General features: G+C 70.0%; 13 protein-coding genes. 8 read left to right on the forward strand and 5 right to left on the reverse strand.

Going from position 1 to position 15,247, the window contains the following annotated elements:
• Nucleotides 1–37: 37 nt before the first annotated feature.
• The 4 genes from J2S42_RS30860 to yicI all read left to right on the forward strand — a co-directional run bounded on the left by J2S42_RS30860 (nucleotide 38) and on the right by yicI (nucleotide 5,497).
• Entirely contained in the window at nucleotides 38–1,342 is a 1,305-nt protein-coding gene (locus J2S42_RS30860; protein ID WP_307244766.1) for an ABC transporter substrate-binding protein, read from the forward strand.
• A 74-nt stretch (nucleotides 1,343–1,416) separates the two neighbouring features.
• Nucleotides 1,417–2,328, forward strand: a complete 912-nt coding sequence (locus tag J2S42_RS30865) for a carbohydrate ABC transporter permease (protein ID WP_307244768.1) — start codon at nucleotides 1,417–1,419, stop codon at nucleotides 2,326–2,328.
• A 16-nt stretch (nucleotides 2,329–2,344) separates the two neighbouring features.
• Nucleotides 2,345–3,199: a carbohydrate ABC transporter permease gene (locus J2S42_RS30870; RefSeq protein ID WP_307244770.1), complete on the forward strand. Its 855-nt coding sequence runs from the start codon at nucleotides 2,345–2,347 to the stop codon at nucleotides 3,197–3,199.
• 21 nt (nucleotides 3,200–3,220) lie between these two features.
• Complete coding sequence (gene yicI, locus J2S42_RS30875; RefSeq protein WP_307244772.1) at nucleotides 3,221–5,497, forward strand: alpha-xylosidase; 2,277 nt, start codon at nucleotides 3,221–3,223, stop codon at nucleotides 5,495–5,497.
• 50 nt (nucleotides 5,498–5,547) lie between these two features.
• Here yicI and J2S42_RS30880 read toward each other — a convergent pair whose 3' ends face one another.
• Nucleotides 5,548–6,720 (reverse strand): PLL family lectin, encoded by a 1,173-nt coding sequence (locus tag J2S42_RS30880; RefSeq protein ID WP_307244773.1) that lies wholly within the window; start codon nucleotides 6,718–6,720, stop codon nucleotides 5,548–5,550.
• A 357-nt stretch (nucleotides 6,721–7,077) separates the two neighbouring features.
• Between J2S42_RS30880 and J2S42_RS30885 the strand changes: the two genes are divergently transcribed.
• Entirely contained in the window at nucleotides 7,078–8,142 is a 1,065-nt protein-coding gene (locus J2S42_RS30885; RefSeq protein WP_307244775.1) for a hypothetical protein, read from the forward strand.
• 187 nt (nucleotides 8,143–8,329) lie between these two features.
• Here J2S42_RS30885 and J2S42_RS42035 read toward each other — a convergent pair whose 3' ends face one another.
• Complete coding sequence (locus J2S42_RS42035; RefSeq protein ID WP_370879292.1) at nucleotides 8,330–8,500, reverse strand: hypothetical protein; 171 nt, start codon at nucleotides 8,498–8,500, stop codon at nucleotides 8,330–8,332.
• Between the two features lie 358 nt (nucleotides 8,501–8,858).
• Nucleotides 8,859–9,623 carry a hypothetical protein gene (locus tag J2S42_RS30895; RefSeq protein WP_307244779.1) on the reverse strand — a complete coding sequence of 255 codons (765 nt, stop codon included), beginning with the start codon at nucleotides 9,621–9,623 and terminating at the stop codon, nucleotides 8,859–8,861.
• Nucleotides 9,624–9,801: 178 nt separating this feature from the next.
• Here J2S42_RS30895 and J2S42_RS30900 point away from each other — a divergent pair, with 178 nt between their 5' ends.
• On the forward strand, nucleotides 9,802–10,896 hold the full coding sequence (locus tag J2S42_RS30900; RefSeq protein WP_307244780.1) for a citrate synthase 2: 1,095 nt from the start codon (nucleotides 9,802–9,804) through the stop codon (nucleotides 10,894–10,896).
• 1 nt (nucleotide 10,897) lies between these two features.
• On the opposite strand, the gene J2S42_RS30905 is transcribed toward J2S42_RS30900, so the two are convergent.
• Nucleotides 10,898–11,623: a hypothetical protein gene (locus J2S42_RS30905; protein ID WP_307244782.1), complete on the reverse strand. Its 726-nt coding sequence runs from the start codon at nucleotides 11,621–11,623 to the stop codon at nucleotides 10,898–10,900.
• A gap of 195 nt (nucleotides 11,624–11,818) precedes the next feature.
• Between J2S42_RS30905 and ahcY the strand changes: the two genes are divergently transcribed.
• Nucleotides 11,819–13,252, forward strand: coding sequence for an adenosylhomocysteinase (gene ahcY / locus J2S42_RS30910; protein WP_307244784.1), 1,434 nt, complete (start codon nucleotides 11,819–11,821; stop codon nucleotides 13,250–13,252).
• Nucleotides 13,253–13,300: 48 nt separating this feature from the next.
• On the opposite strand, the gene J2S42_RS30915 is transcribed toward ahcY, so the two are convergent.
• Nucleotides 13,301–14,485 carry a LolA family protein gene (locus J2S42_RS30915; protein WP_307244786.1) on the reverse strand — a complete coding sequence of 395 codons (1,185 nt, stop codon included), beginning with the start codon at nucleotides 14,483–14,485 and terminating at the stop codon, nucleotides 13,301–13,303.
• Nucleotides 14,486–14,583: 98 nt separating this feature from the next.
• Here J2S42_RS30915 and J2S42_RS30920 point away from each other — a divergent pair, with 98 nt between their 5' ends.
• Entirely contained in the window at nucleotides 14,584–15,243 is a 660-nt protein-coding gene (locus tag J2S42_RS30920) for a response regulator transcription factor (protein WP_307244788.1), read from the forward strand.
• Nucleotides 15,244–15,247: the final 4 nt, after the last annotated feature.

Below are 15,247 nucleotides of genomic sequence, written 5' to 3' on the forward strand. Positions count from 1 at the left end.
TCACCAGAGGCACCAACCGCTCCATCAGGAGGACGGCATGTTCCGTACCAGGAAGATAGGGGTTGTCGCGGCTGCGCTGGCCGTGACCGCGTCCCTCGGGCTCGCGGCCTGTGGCGGCGACGACTCCGGCGATTCCGGCGACGGCAAGACCCTGCGGCTGTGGCACTACGAGGGCCCGAACAGCGCGATGGGCATCGCCTGGGCCAAGGCCATCGAGGACTTCAAGGCGTCGCACCCGGGCGTCGAGGTGGTCTACGAGGAGAAGGGCTTCGAGCAGATCCGGCAGAACGCCGGCATGATCCTGAACTCGAACGAGGCGCCCGACCTCATGGAGTACAACAAGGGCAACGCCAGCGCCGGTCTGCTGTCCAAGCAGGGCCTCCTGACGGACATGACCGAGGAGGTCACGAAGCGCGGCTGGGACCAGAAGATCCCGGCGAGCATCGCGACCACGTCCAAGTACGACCAGAACGGCGTCATGGGCGGCGACAAGTGGTACGGCGTCACGAACTACGGCGAGTACGTGATGGTCTACTACAACAAGGACGAGTTCAAGCGGCTCAATCTTGAGGTGCCGACCACGCTGGCCGAGTTCGAGACGGTCATGCAGAAGTTCAAGGACGACGGCAAGACCCCGCTCGCGGTCGGCGGCGCGGAGTACCCGGCGCAGCAGATCTTCTATCAGCTGGCGCTCTCCGGCGCGACCAACGCGTTCGTCGACGACTACCAGCTCTACAAGAACAAGGTCAACTTCCAGGGCCCGGAGATGACCAAGGGCGCCACCAAGTTCGCCGAGTGGGTCAGCAAGGGCTACATCGCGAAGGACTCGGCCGGCGTCAAGGCCGAGGACATGGGCGTCAGCTTCATCCAGGGCAAGTCGCCGATCCTGATCTCCGGCTCCTGGTGGTACGGCCGGTTCACCGACGAGATCAAGTACGACTGGGGCACGTTCCTGTTCCCGGGCAACACGCTGCAGGCCGGCTCCGGCGGCAACCTCTGGGTCGTCCCGACCAGCGCGAAGAACAAGTCGCTGGCCTACGACTTCATCGAGATCACGATGAAGCCGGAGATCCAGGCGCTGCTCGGCAACTCCGGTGGCGTCCCGATCGGCGCGGACGCGTCCACGATCACCGACCCGAAGAACAAGGAACTGATCGAGAACTTCAACAAGATCAACGCCGCCAACGGTCTGGCGTTCTACCCGGACTGGCCCGCGCCCGGCTACTACGACGTGCTGGTGGCCGGCATGCAGAACCTGATCAACGGTTCGAAGGACCCGAAGGCGGTCCTGGACGAGATCGCCACGCCGTACAACGACAACCTCGCCAGCATCGGCAAGTAGCAGCACCGGCACCGCGCCGGCGGCCCCACCGGGTCGCCGGCGCGGGGCCGTCACTGAAAGGCGCCCCCCTCACCATGGCCAAGACCCGGTCCCGGCAGGGCGGCAAGAGCGGCTACCTGCTCTTCCTGCTCCCCGGCGTGCTGCTGTTCACCGCCGTCATCATCATCCCGCTGATCATGAACATCGGGATCAGCTTCACCCGCTGGCAGGGCATCGGCACCCCGCAGTGGGTCGGGCTGGAGCACTACGAGCGGCTGATCCACGACGCGAACTTCTGGGCGTCGTTCCGCAACATCCTCTTCATCATCGTGGCGATGGTGGTCGTACCGACGCTGCTCGGTCTGTTCCTCGCCGCGGTCCTCTTCGACTACGTCGGCAAGAGGATCGGCCCGGGTACGGCCAGCGTCTTCCGCTCCGGCCTGTACCTGCCGCAGGTGCTCCCGGTCGCGGTCACCGGCATCGTGTGGGGCTGGTTCCTCAACTCCAGCACCGGCGTCTTCAACTCGATCCTGGACAGCATCGGGCTCGGCTTCCTCGCGCAGAACTGGCTCGGCGACCCGCAGTGGGCGCTCTGGTCGGTGATGTTCGTGATGGTGTGGGTCCAGCTCGGCTACCCGGTCGTGATGTTCATGTCCGGCCTGCAGCGCGTCGACCCGGAGCTCTACGAGGCCGCGGATCTGGACGGCGCCGGCTGGTGGCAGAAGTTCACCCGGATCGCGGTCCATCTGATCAAGCCGGAGATCTACGTCGTGCTGGTCACGACGACCATCTCCGCCCTCAAGATCTTCGGACAGATCTTCGTGCTGACCCGCGGCGGACCGGGCAACTCCACGCTGGTCCCGTCCTATTTCGCGTGGCAGAACTTCTTCGAGAAATTCAACGCGGGGTACGGCGCGGCGATCTCCACGGTGCTGACGCTGATCATCATCGTGCTGACCTACGTCTTCCTGCGGATCCAGACCGCCGACGAGCGGCGGGGAGCCTGATATGTCGACTGACACCGTGACGAAAGCGCCCGCCAAGGCGAGCAAGCCGGGCGGCCTCGCCACCAAGACGCTCGTGCTGGCCGGCCTCACGATCTTCACCGGGCTGGTGCTCGCGCCGTTCCTGGTCGTGCTGATCAACGCGTTCAAGTCCTCGGAGGACTACAGCCAGGGCGGGCCGCTCGCGCTGCCGTCCACCCTCTACTTCCAGGGCATGATCGACTTCTGGAACCGGGTGGAGTTCGGCGAGAAGCTGTGGAACAGCTTCGTCATCGCGGCCTCGGTCGCGGTGCTCGCCGTGATCATCAGCGTGCTCAACGCGTACGCGATCGGCATCGGCCGGCTCCGCGGGCGTACCGCGTTCCTGATGTTCTTCCTGCTGGCCAACCTGCTGCCGCAGGAGGCGCTGGTCTACCCGCTGTACTACCTGTCGAAGCAGTTCGACCTCTACAACACGCGGCTGATGGTGATCATCATCTTGACCGCGATCCAGGCCGCGTTCGGCACCTACCTGCTGTCCAGCGTGTTCCGCGACTTCCCGCCGTCGCTGCTGGAGGCCGCGGCGCTGGACGGCGCCGGGAAGCTGCGCACGCTGATCCGGGTGGTCGTGCCGACCAGCTGGCCGACGCTCTCCGTGCTGTTCACGTTCTTCTTCATCTGGACGTGGAACGAGTTCTTCCTCCCGCTCATCTTCCTGATCGACAACGACCTGCAGACCGTGCCGCTGGCGCTGGCCGTGCTCCAGGGACAGCGCGAGGTCGACATCACCACCACGGCCGCGTCCGCGCTGCTGGGCATCGTGCCCGCGGTGCTGTTCTTCCTCATCTTCCAGCGCACGCTGACCCGCGGGGTCATGTCGGGCGCGGTCAAGTAACCATCCTCGGAGGACCCGGAAATGAAGTTCAGCAACGGCTACTGGCGGATGCGGGACGGGGTGAGCCCCCTGTATCCGATGGAGGTCCGCGACGTCCAGGTCGACCGGGACGCGCTGACCGTCTACGCGCCGACCAAGCGGATCGTCACCCGGGGGGACACGCTCAACCTGCCGCTGCTGACCGTCCGCGCGTCGTCACCGGCGCCGGGCGTCATCTCGATCAAGACGACGCACTTCGCGGGGCGGCGTCCCCGTACCCCTCAGTTCGATCTCTCTGTTTCGGATGTCGCCGTCGAGATCGCCGACGACGAGCAGTTCGCGTCGCTGACCAGCGGGGAGCTGACCGTCCGGTTCCACAAGGGCGACCAGTGGAAGCTTGACTTCCTGGCCGAGGGGCGGGTGCTGACGTCCAGCGGCTACAAGAACCTGGCCGCACTGGACGTGGAGGGCGAGGGTTCGTACGTCCGGGAACAGCTGCTGCTCGGCGTCGGCGACACGGTCTACGGTCTCGGCGAGCGGTTCGGGCCGTTCGTGAAGAACGGGCAGGTCGTCGACATCTGGCAGGAGGACGGCGGCACCAGCAGCGAGCAGGCGTACAAGAACGTCCCGTTCTACCTGACCAACGCGGGGTACGGCGTCTTCGTCAACTACCCCGGCGGCGTCTCGTTCGAGGTGGCGTCCGAGTCGGTGTCCCGGGTCGGCTTCTCGGTGCCCGGCCAGGAGCTGGAATACCTCGTCATCTACGGCCCGACGCCGAAGGACGTCCTCCGTCGCTACACCTCGCTGACCGGGAAGCCCGCGCTGCCGCCGGCCTGGTCGTTCGGGCTGTGGCTGTCCACGTCGTTCACCACCGACTACGACGAGGAGACGGTCAACAAGTTCGTCTCCGGGATGGCCGACCGCGACCTGCCGCTGTCCGTCTTCCACTTCGACTGCTTCTGGATGCGCGAGTTCCACTGGACCGACTTCGAGTGGGACCCGAAGGTCTTCCCGGACCCGGTGGGCATGCTCAAGCGGCTCAAGGACCGGGGCCTTCGCATCTGCGTCTGGCTGAACCCGTACATCGCGCAGCGCTCGGTGCTCTTCGAGGAGGGCGTGGCCAACGGCTACTTCCTGAGGACCACCGACGGCGACGTCTGGCAGTGGGACCTGTGGCAGGCCGGCATGGCGCTGGTCGACTTCACCAATCCCGAGGCCTGCGCCTGGTACGCGTCGAAGCTGCGCGGGCTGCTCGAGCAGGGGGTGGACGCGTTCAAGACCGACTTCGGCGAGCGCATCCCGGTCTCCGGCATCGCCTGGTACGACGGCTCCGACCCGGAGAAGATGCACAACTACTACACGCACCTCTACAACAAGGTCGTGTTCGACGTGCTCCGCGAGGTGCGCGGCGAGGGTGAGGCGGTGCTGTTCGCGCGGTCCGCGACCGCGGGCGGCCAGCAGTTCCCGGTGCACTGGGGCGGCGACTGCGAGTCCACGTTCGAGGCGATGGCGGAGAGCCTGCGCGGCGGGCTGTCGCTGTCCGCGTCCGGCTTCGGGTTCTGGAGCCACGACATGGGCGGGTTCGAGGGCAAGCCGCACCCGGCCGTGTTCAAGCGGTGGATCCCGTTCGGGCTGCTCAGCTCGCACAGCCGGTTGCACGGCAGCCAGTCGTACCGGGTGCCGTGGGAGTTCGACGAGGAGGCGGTGGACGTACTGCGCACGTTCACCAAGCTCAAGGCACGGATCATGCCGTACCTGTTCGGGCAGGCCGTGCAGGCGCACGAGCAGGGCGTACCGGTGATGCGCCCGATGGTCGTCGAGTTCCCGGACGATCTCGCGGTCACACACGTCGAGCGGCAGTACATGCTGGGCGACAGCCTGCTGGTCGCGCCGGTGTTCAGCGAGGGCGGCGACACCACGTTCTACACGCCGGCCGGTGAGTGGACGCATCTGCAGACCGGGGAGACGTTCACCGGTCCGGCGTGGCACCGCCGCACGGTCGGCTTCGGCGAGGTGCCGGTGCTGGTCCGGCCGGGCACGGTGCTGGCGCTCGGCGCCGTCGACGACCGGCCCGACTACGAGTACGCGAACGGCGTCACGCTGGCGCTCTACGCGCTCGAGGACGGCTTCGACGGCGTGGTGTCCATCCCGGCGGCCGACGGGACCGAGGCCGCGCGCTTCTCGGTCGTGCGCTCCGGTGACGCGATCACGGTGACGCGGGAGGCCGGTGCGGCGCTGCCCTGGCGGATCCGGCTCGGTCACGCCGGCACGCCGATCTCGCTCGACGCGGACACGTCCGGTCACATCGTGACGCTCTGAGACACATCGGGGGCACGGCGTGCGCCGTACCCCCGATGCTTCTCAGACGGTTACTTCAGCGTGCCGCCGAGGTACGCGAACGACCCGTACGGGCTGTTCGGCGCCCACTGCGACTTCGCGTAGAGGGCGTTGTCCGTGCCGCGCACGAAGACGGTGACCCGCCAGTCGTGGTTGCCGGACGCCTCGATCTCGTTGGTCAGCACGCCACCCTCGCTGGCCCAGTCGGTCCAGCCGGCGCTGCCGTTGTCGTACTGCACGCGGGTGTAGAGCGCCTTGTCGGTGCCGCGCACGAAGACCTGCAGCTTGCCGCTCTTGGTCAGGACCGCGGCCGGGTTGCTGGTCAGCACGCCGCCGAGGCTGGTCCAGTTCGTCCAGTTGCCGCTGTTCGGCGACATCTGGCGACGGGTCCACAGCGCGTCGTCGGTGCCCTTGGCGAAGACCTGGATGCGGCCCTTGCCGTCCAGCACCGGCTCGGCGTCGCTGGTCAGCTCGCCGCCGACCGACTTCCACGGCGTCCAGCTGCCGCTGTTCGCGTAGGACTGACGGCGGGTCCACAGTGCGTCGTCGGTGCCGCGGGCGAAGATGTTCAGCCGCTGGTCCTTGTCGAACGACACCGAGGTCTCGCTGGTGATCTTGCCACCGAGCGACTGCCAGCTCGTCCAGTTCGTGCTGTTGCGGTCCTTCTGGCGCTTCGTCCAGACCGCGCCGTCCGTGCCCTCACCGAAGACGATCAGGCGGCGGGCCTGGTCCGAGGTGACGGTCGGGTCGCTGTTCAGCACGCCGCCCAGCGTGGTCCACGAGGTCCAGCTGGAGCTGTTCGGCGAGGTCTGGCGCTTGGTCCAGATCGCGTTGTCGGTGCCGCGGGCGAACACCTGGATCCGCCGGGCCTCGTCGATGCCGACGCGCGGAGCGCCGGTGATCACGCCGCCGAGGCTGACCCAGTTCGTCCACGAGCTGGAGCCGCGCTTGATCTGCGTCTTCACGAACACCGCGTCGTTGGTGCCGCGGACGAACGCCGAGAGACGACCGTCGCGGTTGAGCGCCGTGTCGATCGCCGGCGCCTCGGCCGGGCCCGCGCTGCGCGTGGTGACCGGCTTGGCCGGCTTCGCCCCGACCGGCGCGGCCTGCGCCGGAGCCGAGCCGATCACGCCGCCGAGCAGCGTGAGCGCGGTGGCCGTGACAATGGCGCCCCGTACACGTCGGGTTGCGACTGCACCCTCCATGACGTTTCTCCTTCCGTTTCAGGTGGCGCTCCCGGACCAAGCCGTCCTTCTCGGACGGATGGTGGAGGTTCGGGTGGTGCGCGCCCCTGGCTGGTGGGGTTTGTGATCGAGTCCGATACGCGCGCAATGCCCGTTCTGACCGACCACAACGGAGCGTAATTTGCCGATCGCCTTTCCGTGGCGACTTCTCCGCGTCGCCACGCCGCCGCCCCTGTCGCGTAAGTGACACTTAAAGTAAATAGGGGGAAATGACGGCATATTAACGGCTTTTTGAGGCGAGCAACCGGATGATTTGTGGTGAAACCCGTCGGCGCCATCGGTCCCCTGTGCTACCGGCGAGACCTTTAGCATGTGTCGATGCGCTGGCTCTGGTCCGTTCCGGTGATCCTCGGCATGGCCGGCCTCGCGGCGGCCGCGGTCCTGCTCCTGCTGCCGTGGCCGGCCAGTGCCGCAGCCGCGGCGGTTGCGGTGCTGCTCACGACGCACCCGTCGATCGGCCGGACCGCGGACGGGCCGGCCCGCGCGCTGCTGCGCGCGATCCCGCTGCTGGCCGCCGCCGCGATCATGCTGCGGATGTGGGAGCTGAGCCGGTGGCGTTCCGTGGACCCGCTCCAGGGCGCGCTCGGCGTCGACCGCTACCGGACCGCCTACGCGGCCCAGCTCCTCGCCGCCAGCAGCCTGCTGCTGGCGATCGCCTGTGCCGGTGCGGCCATCACCCGATCCCTGTACCGATCACGCTCCGCGACGCCGGTCCCGCCGGCTGCGCGGCCCGCCCCCGGTATCTCCGCCGCACCCGACTCGCCTGCGGCACCCGACTCGCCTGCGGCACCCGACTCGCCTGCGGCACCCGACTCGCCTGCGGCACCGGACTTGCCTCCTGCGCCGGGTATATCGCCTGGTGGGCCGGTCTCGCCTGGTGGACTCGGCGCGCTTGCTGGGTCTCGCGCGCTTGCTGGGCCGGGCGTGCCCGCTGGGCCGGGCGTGCCCGCTGGGCCGGGCGTGCCCGCTGGGCCGGGCGTGCCCGCTGGGCCGGGCGTGCCCGCTGGGCCGGGTCTGCCTGCGACGCGGGCTGTGGGCGTATCCGACATGTCGGTCTCGCCCGCCGCGGTCGCGGTCGCGGCCGTCGGCGGGCTTCTGCTCGTGGTTGCGGCGTGGCTGGCGGTGCGGGTCGCCGTGGCCGGCGGTGAGGTGCTGCGTGCCCACGTGGAAGCGGCCGCGATGACCAGGGGAGATGCGTTCGTGCAGCAGGGCCTCAGGTATTCGGCCGCCGACGCGGGGCCGGTCCTCGACACCGGGTCCGCCGCGCTCGCCGGTGCGGCACTGCTCGGTGCGACCCTCGCGGTCCTGGCCGGCGCCCGGCTCACGATCCTGGCCCGCGACGCCGGCTCGCGACCCCGGCTCGCGACCCCGGACCGGATCTGACCGTCGATCCGCGAAGAGCTGTGGGCCCGGACGCGGCTACCGCGTGACCGGCGGGGCGGTCGCGCCTGGCCGTCGGTCCTCAAGAGGTTGGGGGTCCTGAGCCGGCCACCGCGTGACCGGTGCCCGCGGGAGCACTGGGAACCCGGCCACGCCGGAAGCGGGAAGACGGATTCTTGCTGCTTTTTCGCTATGCGGGTGTCCGCTCCCTCTCCAGGCGGTGGATCAGGCGGCGGACGATCAGGAGCGGGATGATGCCGAGGGCGCCGAACGAGATGTCGATCAGGGTCCAGCCCCAGGGGATGTCGCGGATCGGGCCGCAGATCGCGGCCAGCGGGAGGATGCCGGCGCAGGCGATCATGCCGAACTCGACCACCCAGACGTTGCGGACCGGGTCGCGCAGCGGGCCGGCGAACGCGACCGCGATGACCAGGTGGGCGAACGCGAGCCAGTCCGCGGTGTAGAGGACGAACGGGTGCCGGTCGTTCGTCTCGATCAGGCCGTCGCGGACGCGGGTGATCCAGCCCGTGTCGTCCGGGACGACGGCCGCGAGCAGCCGCAGCTCGGTCTCCAGTGGGAACGCGGTGATGCCGCTGATCGCCAGGGCGGCGATGAAGAGGATCAGCCAGGCGCGGATGCGGGTCAGCGTGCTGACGACCGCGAGACTAGGGCCGCGCCGGCGCCGGGTCGTGGGTCTTCACCGGACCTGCACCGGGCTGCTACAGCGTCATCATCTTCGCGGCCAGTGCGACCGGGGTGAGGTCGCCGCCGCGCAGGTCGGCGGCGGCGGTGGACTCGCCGATCGTGTCCAGGTGCTCCGCGGCGGTGCGCAGCGCGCGGTCGTCGCCGCTGAGCAGCTTGCGGGCGATGTGCGTCTGGGCGGCGGTGAGTTTCGCGAACGCGCAGGCGTCCAGCGCGGCGATCACGCGTTCGTCGAGCGTGCCGTCCATCGCGCGGCGGGTGCCGATCTCCAGCAGCCACTTCGGCCACCACGCGTAGCGGCCGACCAGGCTGCCGTAGCGGATGGCCTCCTCGGGGGAGCGGCCGGCGGCCAGCAGGTTGACGGCGAGCGCGGTGTCGAAGCGTTCCAGGCGCAGCGCGGTCATCGCGAGCAGCAGCGTGGGGTGCGCGCCGAGCAGCGGTTCCGCGGCGGCGGCCGCGCCGGGGTAGTCGCCGGCCACGGCGGCGTCGACGGCCTGGGCCTCGGTGAGGCGGGTGCTGTCCGAGTCGACCCGGTTCAGCGTGCTGCGCAGCCGCTGCCGGGCCGCCTCGGCGTCGTCCGCGAGGGTCTCGTCCAGCGGGCGCAGCAGGTGCCGGTTCACGGTGGCGGCGGCCAGCTCGACCTCGCGGCGGACCAGCGGGTTGGCGATCCGGGGCGAGAGCGCGGTGGTCAGCTCCTCCAGGAAGTACGGCGCGTCGAAGTGCTCCGAGGTGGCGAGCAGCTCCGCCCACCAGGCCACCGAGTGCGCGGCTACTTCCTCCATTTGTCCAATATATGGTTAAAAATGGGCATGGTCTGGGCGAAAGCCGTAGGCGCGGTCACTCGGGTCGTGGCTTGGGTCACGTAACGTATCGCCCGGCGGTAACGTACGGAAAACTCCGACGAAACGACGGTTTCCCCGCGCCGGGACGCCGTCCCCCGGTGCCTGTGAGGAGGGGACGATGACCACGTTCAAGCCCGGTCTCGAAGGTGTGATCGCATTCGAGACCGACATCGCGGAGCCGGATCGTGAGGGCGGCTCGCTGCGCTATCGCGGCGTGGACATCGAGGACCTCATCGGCCAGGTGTCGTTCGGCAACGTCTGGGCGCTGCTGGTCGACGGCGAGTTCGGCCCCGGCCTGCCGCCGGCCGAGCCGTTCCCGGTGCCGGTCCACTCCGGCGACATCCGCGTCGACGTGCAGTCCGCGGTCGCCATGCTCGCGCCGTACTGGGGGCTGCCGCAGCTGCTCGACGCGTCCGACGAGCAGGCCCGCGCCGACCTGGCCCGGGTCTCGGTCACCGCGCTGTCGTTCGTCGCCCAGTCCGCGCGCGGGCTCGGTCTCCCCGCGGTGCCGCAGAAGGAGATCGACAAGGCGGACACCGTGGTCGAGCGCTTCATGCGCCGCTGGCGTGGCGACCCGGACCCGCGGCACATCAAGGCGGTCGACGCGTACTTCATCTCCGCGGCGGAGCACGGCATGAACGCGTCCACGTTCACCGCCCGGGTCGCCGCGTCCACCGGCGCGGACGTGGCGGCCTGCATCTCGGCCGCGATCGGCTCGCTCTCCGGGCCGCTGCACGGCGCCGCGCCCACGCGCGTCCTGCAGATGCTGGAGGCGGTCGAGTACTCCGGCGACCCGGCCGGGTACGTCCGCGGCGTGCTCGACCGCGGCGAGCGCCTGATGGGCTTCGGTCACCGGGTGTACCGCGCGGAGGACCCGCGCGCTCGCGTGCTCCGCCGCACCGCCAAGGAGCTCGGAGCACCACGGTACGAGGTGGCCGAGGCGCTGGAGCGGGCCGCACTGGAGGAGCTGGCCGCCCGCCGCCCGGACCGCGTCCTGCCGACCAACGTCGAGTTCTGGGCCGCGGTGGTGCTCGACTTCGCCGAGGTCCCGGCGCACATGTTCACGTCCGTGTTCACCTGCGCGCGGGTCGCCGGGTGGAGCGCGCACATCCTGGAGCAGAAGAAGCTCGGCCGGCTGGTCCGGCCGTCCGCCCGCTACACCGGGCCGGACTCGCGCAAGCCGTCCGCCGTACCCGGCTGGGACTCGCTGTAGGTCACGGCGCGAGCGGCACTCCGAACGCGGCGCCGGCCCGGAGGTCCGCGATCAGCGCGTGCACCGCCGCGGGCCCATCGGCAGTGGCGAGCCAGTGGCTGACCAGGCAGGCCGCCTTCGCGTACGCGTTGTCCGCGGCCGCGGTGGTCAGGTTCCAGTCGCGGGTGGTGAGCGGCAGCGCCTCCGCGAGCGGCATCAGGCACCGGCCGGCCGCGCCGGTGGCCGGCGCCAGGTAGCGCGGATCGTCCGAGACGACGACCGCGAGACCCTCGTCGAACCACTGCGGGACGGTGGCGGGCCCCAGCCGCTGATGCAGTTCGACGTGGGCGAGTTCGTGCGTGGCGATGACCGGGTCGACGCCGGCCGGGGCGAGCATCACGCCGCGGTTCAGGATGGCGATGCCCTTGCTGCCGCCGCCGTGCAGCCGCTGGTAGCAGTCGTCGGTGACGCAGGCCAGGACGCGGGGCGCGCTGACCCGGCCGCCGTAGAACGCGCGCAGCATGGTGTCGGCGGTGGCGAGCGCGGTGCCGACCGCCGCGCGCTGGGCGTCCGTGGCGCCGCGTTCCACGTACACCCGGGGCTGGGTTTTGGTGAGGCCGTAGCAGGCCGGGCAGGCCAGCGCGACGACGGACGGGTGGACCACGGCCAGCGTCGCGATCGTCGTGACGATCAGCACCAGCGGGATCGCGGCGAGCAGGATCACCCGGCGGCGTCTCAGGGGATTCACGGTCGTGATTCTAGGGCCGGACGGTGTTCCGGATCGCGGCGCAGCGGAGTTAGACTCGGGGCAGGCCGAGAGGCGCTGCGACGGACCGATGAGTCCGCCACGCTCGGCCGGTGTTGTTTCACGAAGGGCGCCTCCGTACCGCGGAGGCGCCCTTTTCGTCGTCTCCCGGTATCGCCGCACGGCCTGACGAGGCCGATGGCGTCACACAAGAGGAGAAAAAACGTGAAAAATCAGGACTACAAGATCGCGGACCTGTCGCTGGCCGAGGCCGGGCGGCACCAGATCCGGCTCGCCGAGCACGAGATGCCCGGCCTGATGGCGCTGCGCACGGAGTACGCGGACACCAAGCCGCTGCGCGGCGCGCGGATCGCCGGCTCGCTGCACATGACCGTGCAGACCGCGGTGCTGATCGAGACGCTGGTCGCACTCGGCGCCGAGGTCCGCTGGGTCTCCTGCAACATCTTCTCCACGCAGGACGAGGCGGCCGCGGCCGTGGTCGCGGCCGGCACCCCGGTCTTCGCCTGGAAGGGCGAGACGCTGGAGGAGTACTGGTGGTGCACGATGCAACTGTTCGACTTCGGGGACGGCCAGGGGCCGAACCTGATCGTCGACGACGGCGGCGACGTCACGCTGCTGGTGCACAAGGGCGTCGAGTTCGAGCGGGCCGGCGCGGTCCCGCACGCGGCCGAGGGTGACCACGAGGAGCAGCGGATCATCCTGGAGACGCTGCGCGCGAGCCTGGCCGAGGACCCGCAGCGGTTCACCCGGATCGTGGCGGGGCTGCGCGGCGTCAGCGAGGAGACGTCGACCGGCGTGGCCCGGCTCTACCGGATGGCCGCGGAGGGCACGCTGCTGATCCCGGCGATCAACGTCAACGACTCGGTCACCAAGAGCAAGTTCGACAACAAGTACGGCATCCGCCACTCGCTCGCGGACGGGCTCAACCGGGCCACCGACGTCATGCTCGGCGGCAAGCTCGCGGTGGTCTGCGGCTACGGCGACGTCGGCAAGGGCGCGTCCGCGGCGCTGCGCGGGCAGGGCGCGCGCGTGGTGGTCACCGAGATCGACCCGATCTGCGCGCTCCAGGCCGCGATGGACGGCTTCCAGGTCACCACCGTCGACGACATCGTGGAGCAGGGCGACATCTTCATCACCACGACCGGCGGCACGGACATCATCACGGCCGCGCAGATGGCCCGGATGAAGCACAACGCGATCGTCGGCAACGTCGGCCACTTCGACACCGAGATCGACATGGCCGGGCTCGCGGCGTACCCCGGAGTCGAGAAGATCGAGGTCAAGCCGCAGGTGCACGAGTGGCGCTTCCCGGACGGGCACTCGATCCTGGTGCTCTCCGAGGGCCGGCTGATGAACCTGGGCAACGCGACCGGGCACCCGAGCTTCGTCATGTCGAACTCGTTCGCCAACCAGGTGATCGCGCAGCTCGAGCTGTGGACCGGCGAGTACGGCGTCGCGGTGCACATGCTGCCGAAGCACCTGGACGAGAAGGTGGCGCGGCTGCACCTGGACGCGCTCGGCGTCCGGCTGACCACGCTGACCAAGGCGCAGGCGGAGTACCTCGGCGTCGCGGTCGAGGGGCCGTTCAAGCCGGAGCACTACCGGTACTGACGCACGAAAGGGGCGCCCCTCCGCCAGGAGGGGCGCCCCGCTGCACCGTCAGTTCGCCGCGGCGACCTCGTACAGCTTCTCCGGTGCGACCAGGCCCGCGTAGAGCTTGCCGTCGTCCGTCACCAGCACGCTGAACAGGTTGCCGGAGAGCAGGTTGCCCTTGCCCCAGGCACCGCTGACCTCCGGGAACGTCTCGGACAGCGCGGACAGCTGGTCGGTGCTCAGCCCGTTCTCGGGTGCGGCCTCCGGCTTGCCGTCCGGCTTCTCCGAAGCCGGCACCGCGCCCTGAGCCGCGTTGACGTCCGCGGTGAAGACCGTGGTCCAGCCCTCGCCGACCGTCTTCGGCTGCGCCGCCTCCGCCACCTTGTCCATCGCGGCCTTCTCCTCGGCCGTCGGCTCCTTGCCGGCCTCGGCCTCGAGCTCCTCGGTGTTGCCCTCGGTGACCGTGCCACCCGGCGGCGGGTTGAACGCGAACTGCTCCGCGTCCGGCCGGCCGAAGTCGACCTGGGTGAACGCGATCTTGAATGCGGACACGTTGTCCTTCTTCGCCAGCACCTCGACCCGCAGCGGGATCTTGTGCTCGCCGTCGATCGCCAGCCGCACCTCGCCGACCAGCGACGCGTCGTCACGCGGGCGCAGGATCAGCTCGTACGCGTCCCGCCCGGCCACCTTCGCCGACCGGCCCACCACCACCTCGGTGGTCGGGTCCACCGCGGCGAGCGCCTGGTCGGCGGCCTCCTGCGGCGTGGTCGGCAGGTCCGAGGCGAGCGGCATCGGCGCGTCGTCCGCGTGCTCGGCCGGCACCGTCCAGTGCTGTGCGGTGTTGCCCGCGCTCTGCCAGATCCACACGTCCGTGCCGTTGCGGATCACGTCGGTCTGGCCGAGCGTGCCGACCAGCGCGACCCGGGACTTGTCCGGGTCCGAGTGCCAGACGCGCAGCGTGTTCGTGCCGGCGACCAGCGAGCCGAGGCTGCCGGTCTCGCCGCCGACGTCCGCGGCCAGCTTCGCGATGCCGGGCAGGCCGAGATCCGCGGACTGCACGACGGTGCCGGACAGGCCGTCGACCTTCGCGTTCTGCAGGTCGACCAGGAGCTCGGCCGCGCTGCGCTGCGGGAGCACCGAGTCGGCGCCCGCGGCGAGCGCGCCCACCGCGGCGCCTCCGCCGATGATGGTGACCGCGGCGGCGGCCGGGATCAGCCAACGCCGGGCCGTCTGGGATTTCATCAGTGACATGGGTGTCGCACCTCCTGCACACCATGATGGGGCGGCGTGCCTGTGACGAAGCTGAGCCGCTGAGACCGGCCTCAGCCGCCTCGTGGCACTGTAACCTCATGCGACTGCTGGTGGTCGAGGACGAGGCCCGGATGGCACGGGCGGTGCAGCGCGGCCTGCAGGCCGAGGGGTTCGCGGTGGACGTGGCCGCGGACGGCCCGACCGGGCTGGAGATGGCCCGGCACGGCGGATACGACGCGATGATCCTGGACGTGATGCTGCCCGGCCTGTCCGGTTACCGCGTGGTGCGGCAGCTGCGCGCGGAGGACGTCTGGCTGCCGGTGCTGATGCTCAGCGCGAAGGACGGCGAGTACGACCAGGCGGACGGGCTCGACTGCGGCGCGGACGACTACCTGACCAAGCCGTTCTCGTTCGTGGTGCTGCTGGCCCGGCTGCGCGCGCTGCTGCGGCGCGGCGCACCGCAGCGGCCGGCCGTGCTCACGGTCGGCGACCTCACGCTCGACCCGGCGCAGCGCCGGGTCGAGCGGGCCGGTACCGCGATCACGCTGACCGCGCGGGAGTTCGCGCTGCTGGAGTACCTGATGCGGCGCGAGGGCGAGGTGGTCTCCAAGACCGAGCTGCTGGACCACGTGTGGGACGCGGCGATGGATACCGCGCCGAACGCGGTGGAGGTCTACGTCGGCTATCTGCGCCGCAAGATCGGCCGGGATCTGCTGGAGACCGTGCGCGGCGCGGGCTACCGCCTGTCGGCGGTCTAGATGC

Source organism: Catenuloplanes indicus (genome assembly GCF_030813715.1).
GTDB classification, from domain to species: Bacteria; Actinomycetota; Actinomycetes; order Mycobacteriales; family Micromonosporaceae; genus Catenuloplanes; species Catenuloplanes indicus.

What these genes read in the sequence shown, in the direction of transcription:
- J2S42_RS30880 (WP_307244773.1), bottom strand. Translation starts at nt 6,720, where the DNA reads ATGGAGGGTGCAGTCGCAACCCGACGTGTACGGGGCGCCATTGTCACG.
- J2S42_RS42035 (WP_370879292.1), bottom strand. Translation starts at nt 8,500, where the DNA reads ATGATCGCCTGCGCCGGCATCCTCCCGCTGGCCGCGATCTGCGGCCCG.
- J2S42_RS30915 (WP_307244786.1), bottom strand. Translation starts at nt 14,485, where the DNA reads ATGTCACTGATGAAATCCCAGACGGCCCGGCGTTGGCTGATCCCGGCC.
- yicI (WP_307244772.1), top strand. Translation starts at nt 3,221, where the DNA reads ATGAAGTTCAGCAACGGCTACTGGCGGATGCGGGACGGGGTGAGCCCC.
- J2S42_RS30895 (WP_307244779.1), bottom strand. Translation starts at nt 9,623, where the DNA reads ATGGAGGAAGTAGCCGCGCACTCGGTGGCCTGGTGGGCGGAGCTGCTC.
- J2S42_RS30900 (WP_307244780.1), top strand. Translation starts at nt 9,802, where the DNA reads ATGACCACGTTCAAGCCCGGTCTCGAAGGTGTGATCGCATTCGAGACC.
- J2S42_RS30860 (WP_307244766.1), top strand. Translation starts at nt 38, where the DNA reads ATGTTCCGTACCAGGAAGATAGGGGTTGTCGCGGCTGCGCTGGCCGTG.
- ahcY (WP_307244784.1), top strand. Translation starts at nt 11,819, where the DNA reads ATGGCGTCACACAAGAGGAGAAAAAACGTGAAAAATCAGGACTACAAG.
- J2S42_RS30885 (WP_307244775.1), top strand. Translation starts at nt 7,078, where the DNA reads ATGCGCTGGCTCTGGTCCGTTCCGGTGATCCTCGGCATGGCCGGCCTC.
- J2S42_RS30920 (WP_307244788.1), top strand. Translation starts at nt 14,584, where the DNA reads ATGCGACTGCTGGTGGTCGAGGACGAGGCCCGGATGGCACGGGCGGTG.
- J2S42_RS30865 (WP_307244768.1), top strand. Translation starts at nt 1,417, where the DNA reads ATGGCCAAGACCCGGTCCCGGCAGGGCGGCAAGAGCGGCTACCTGCTC.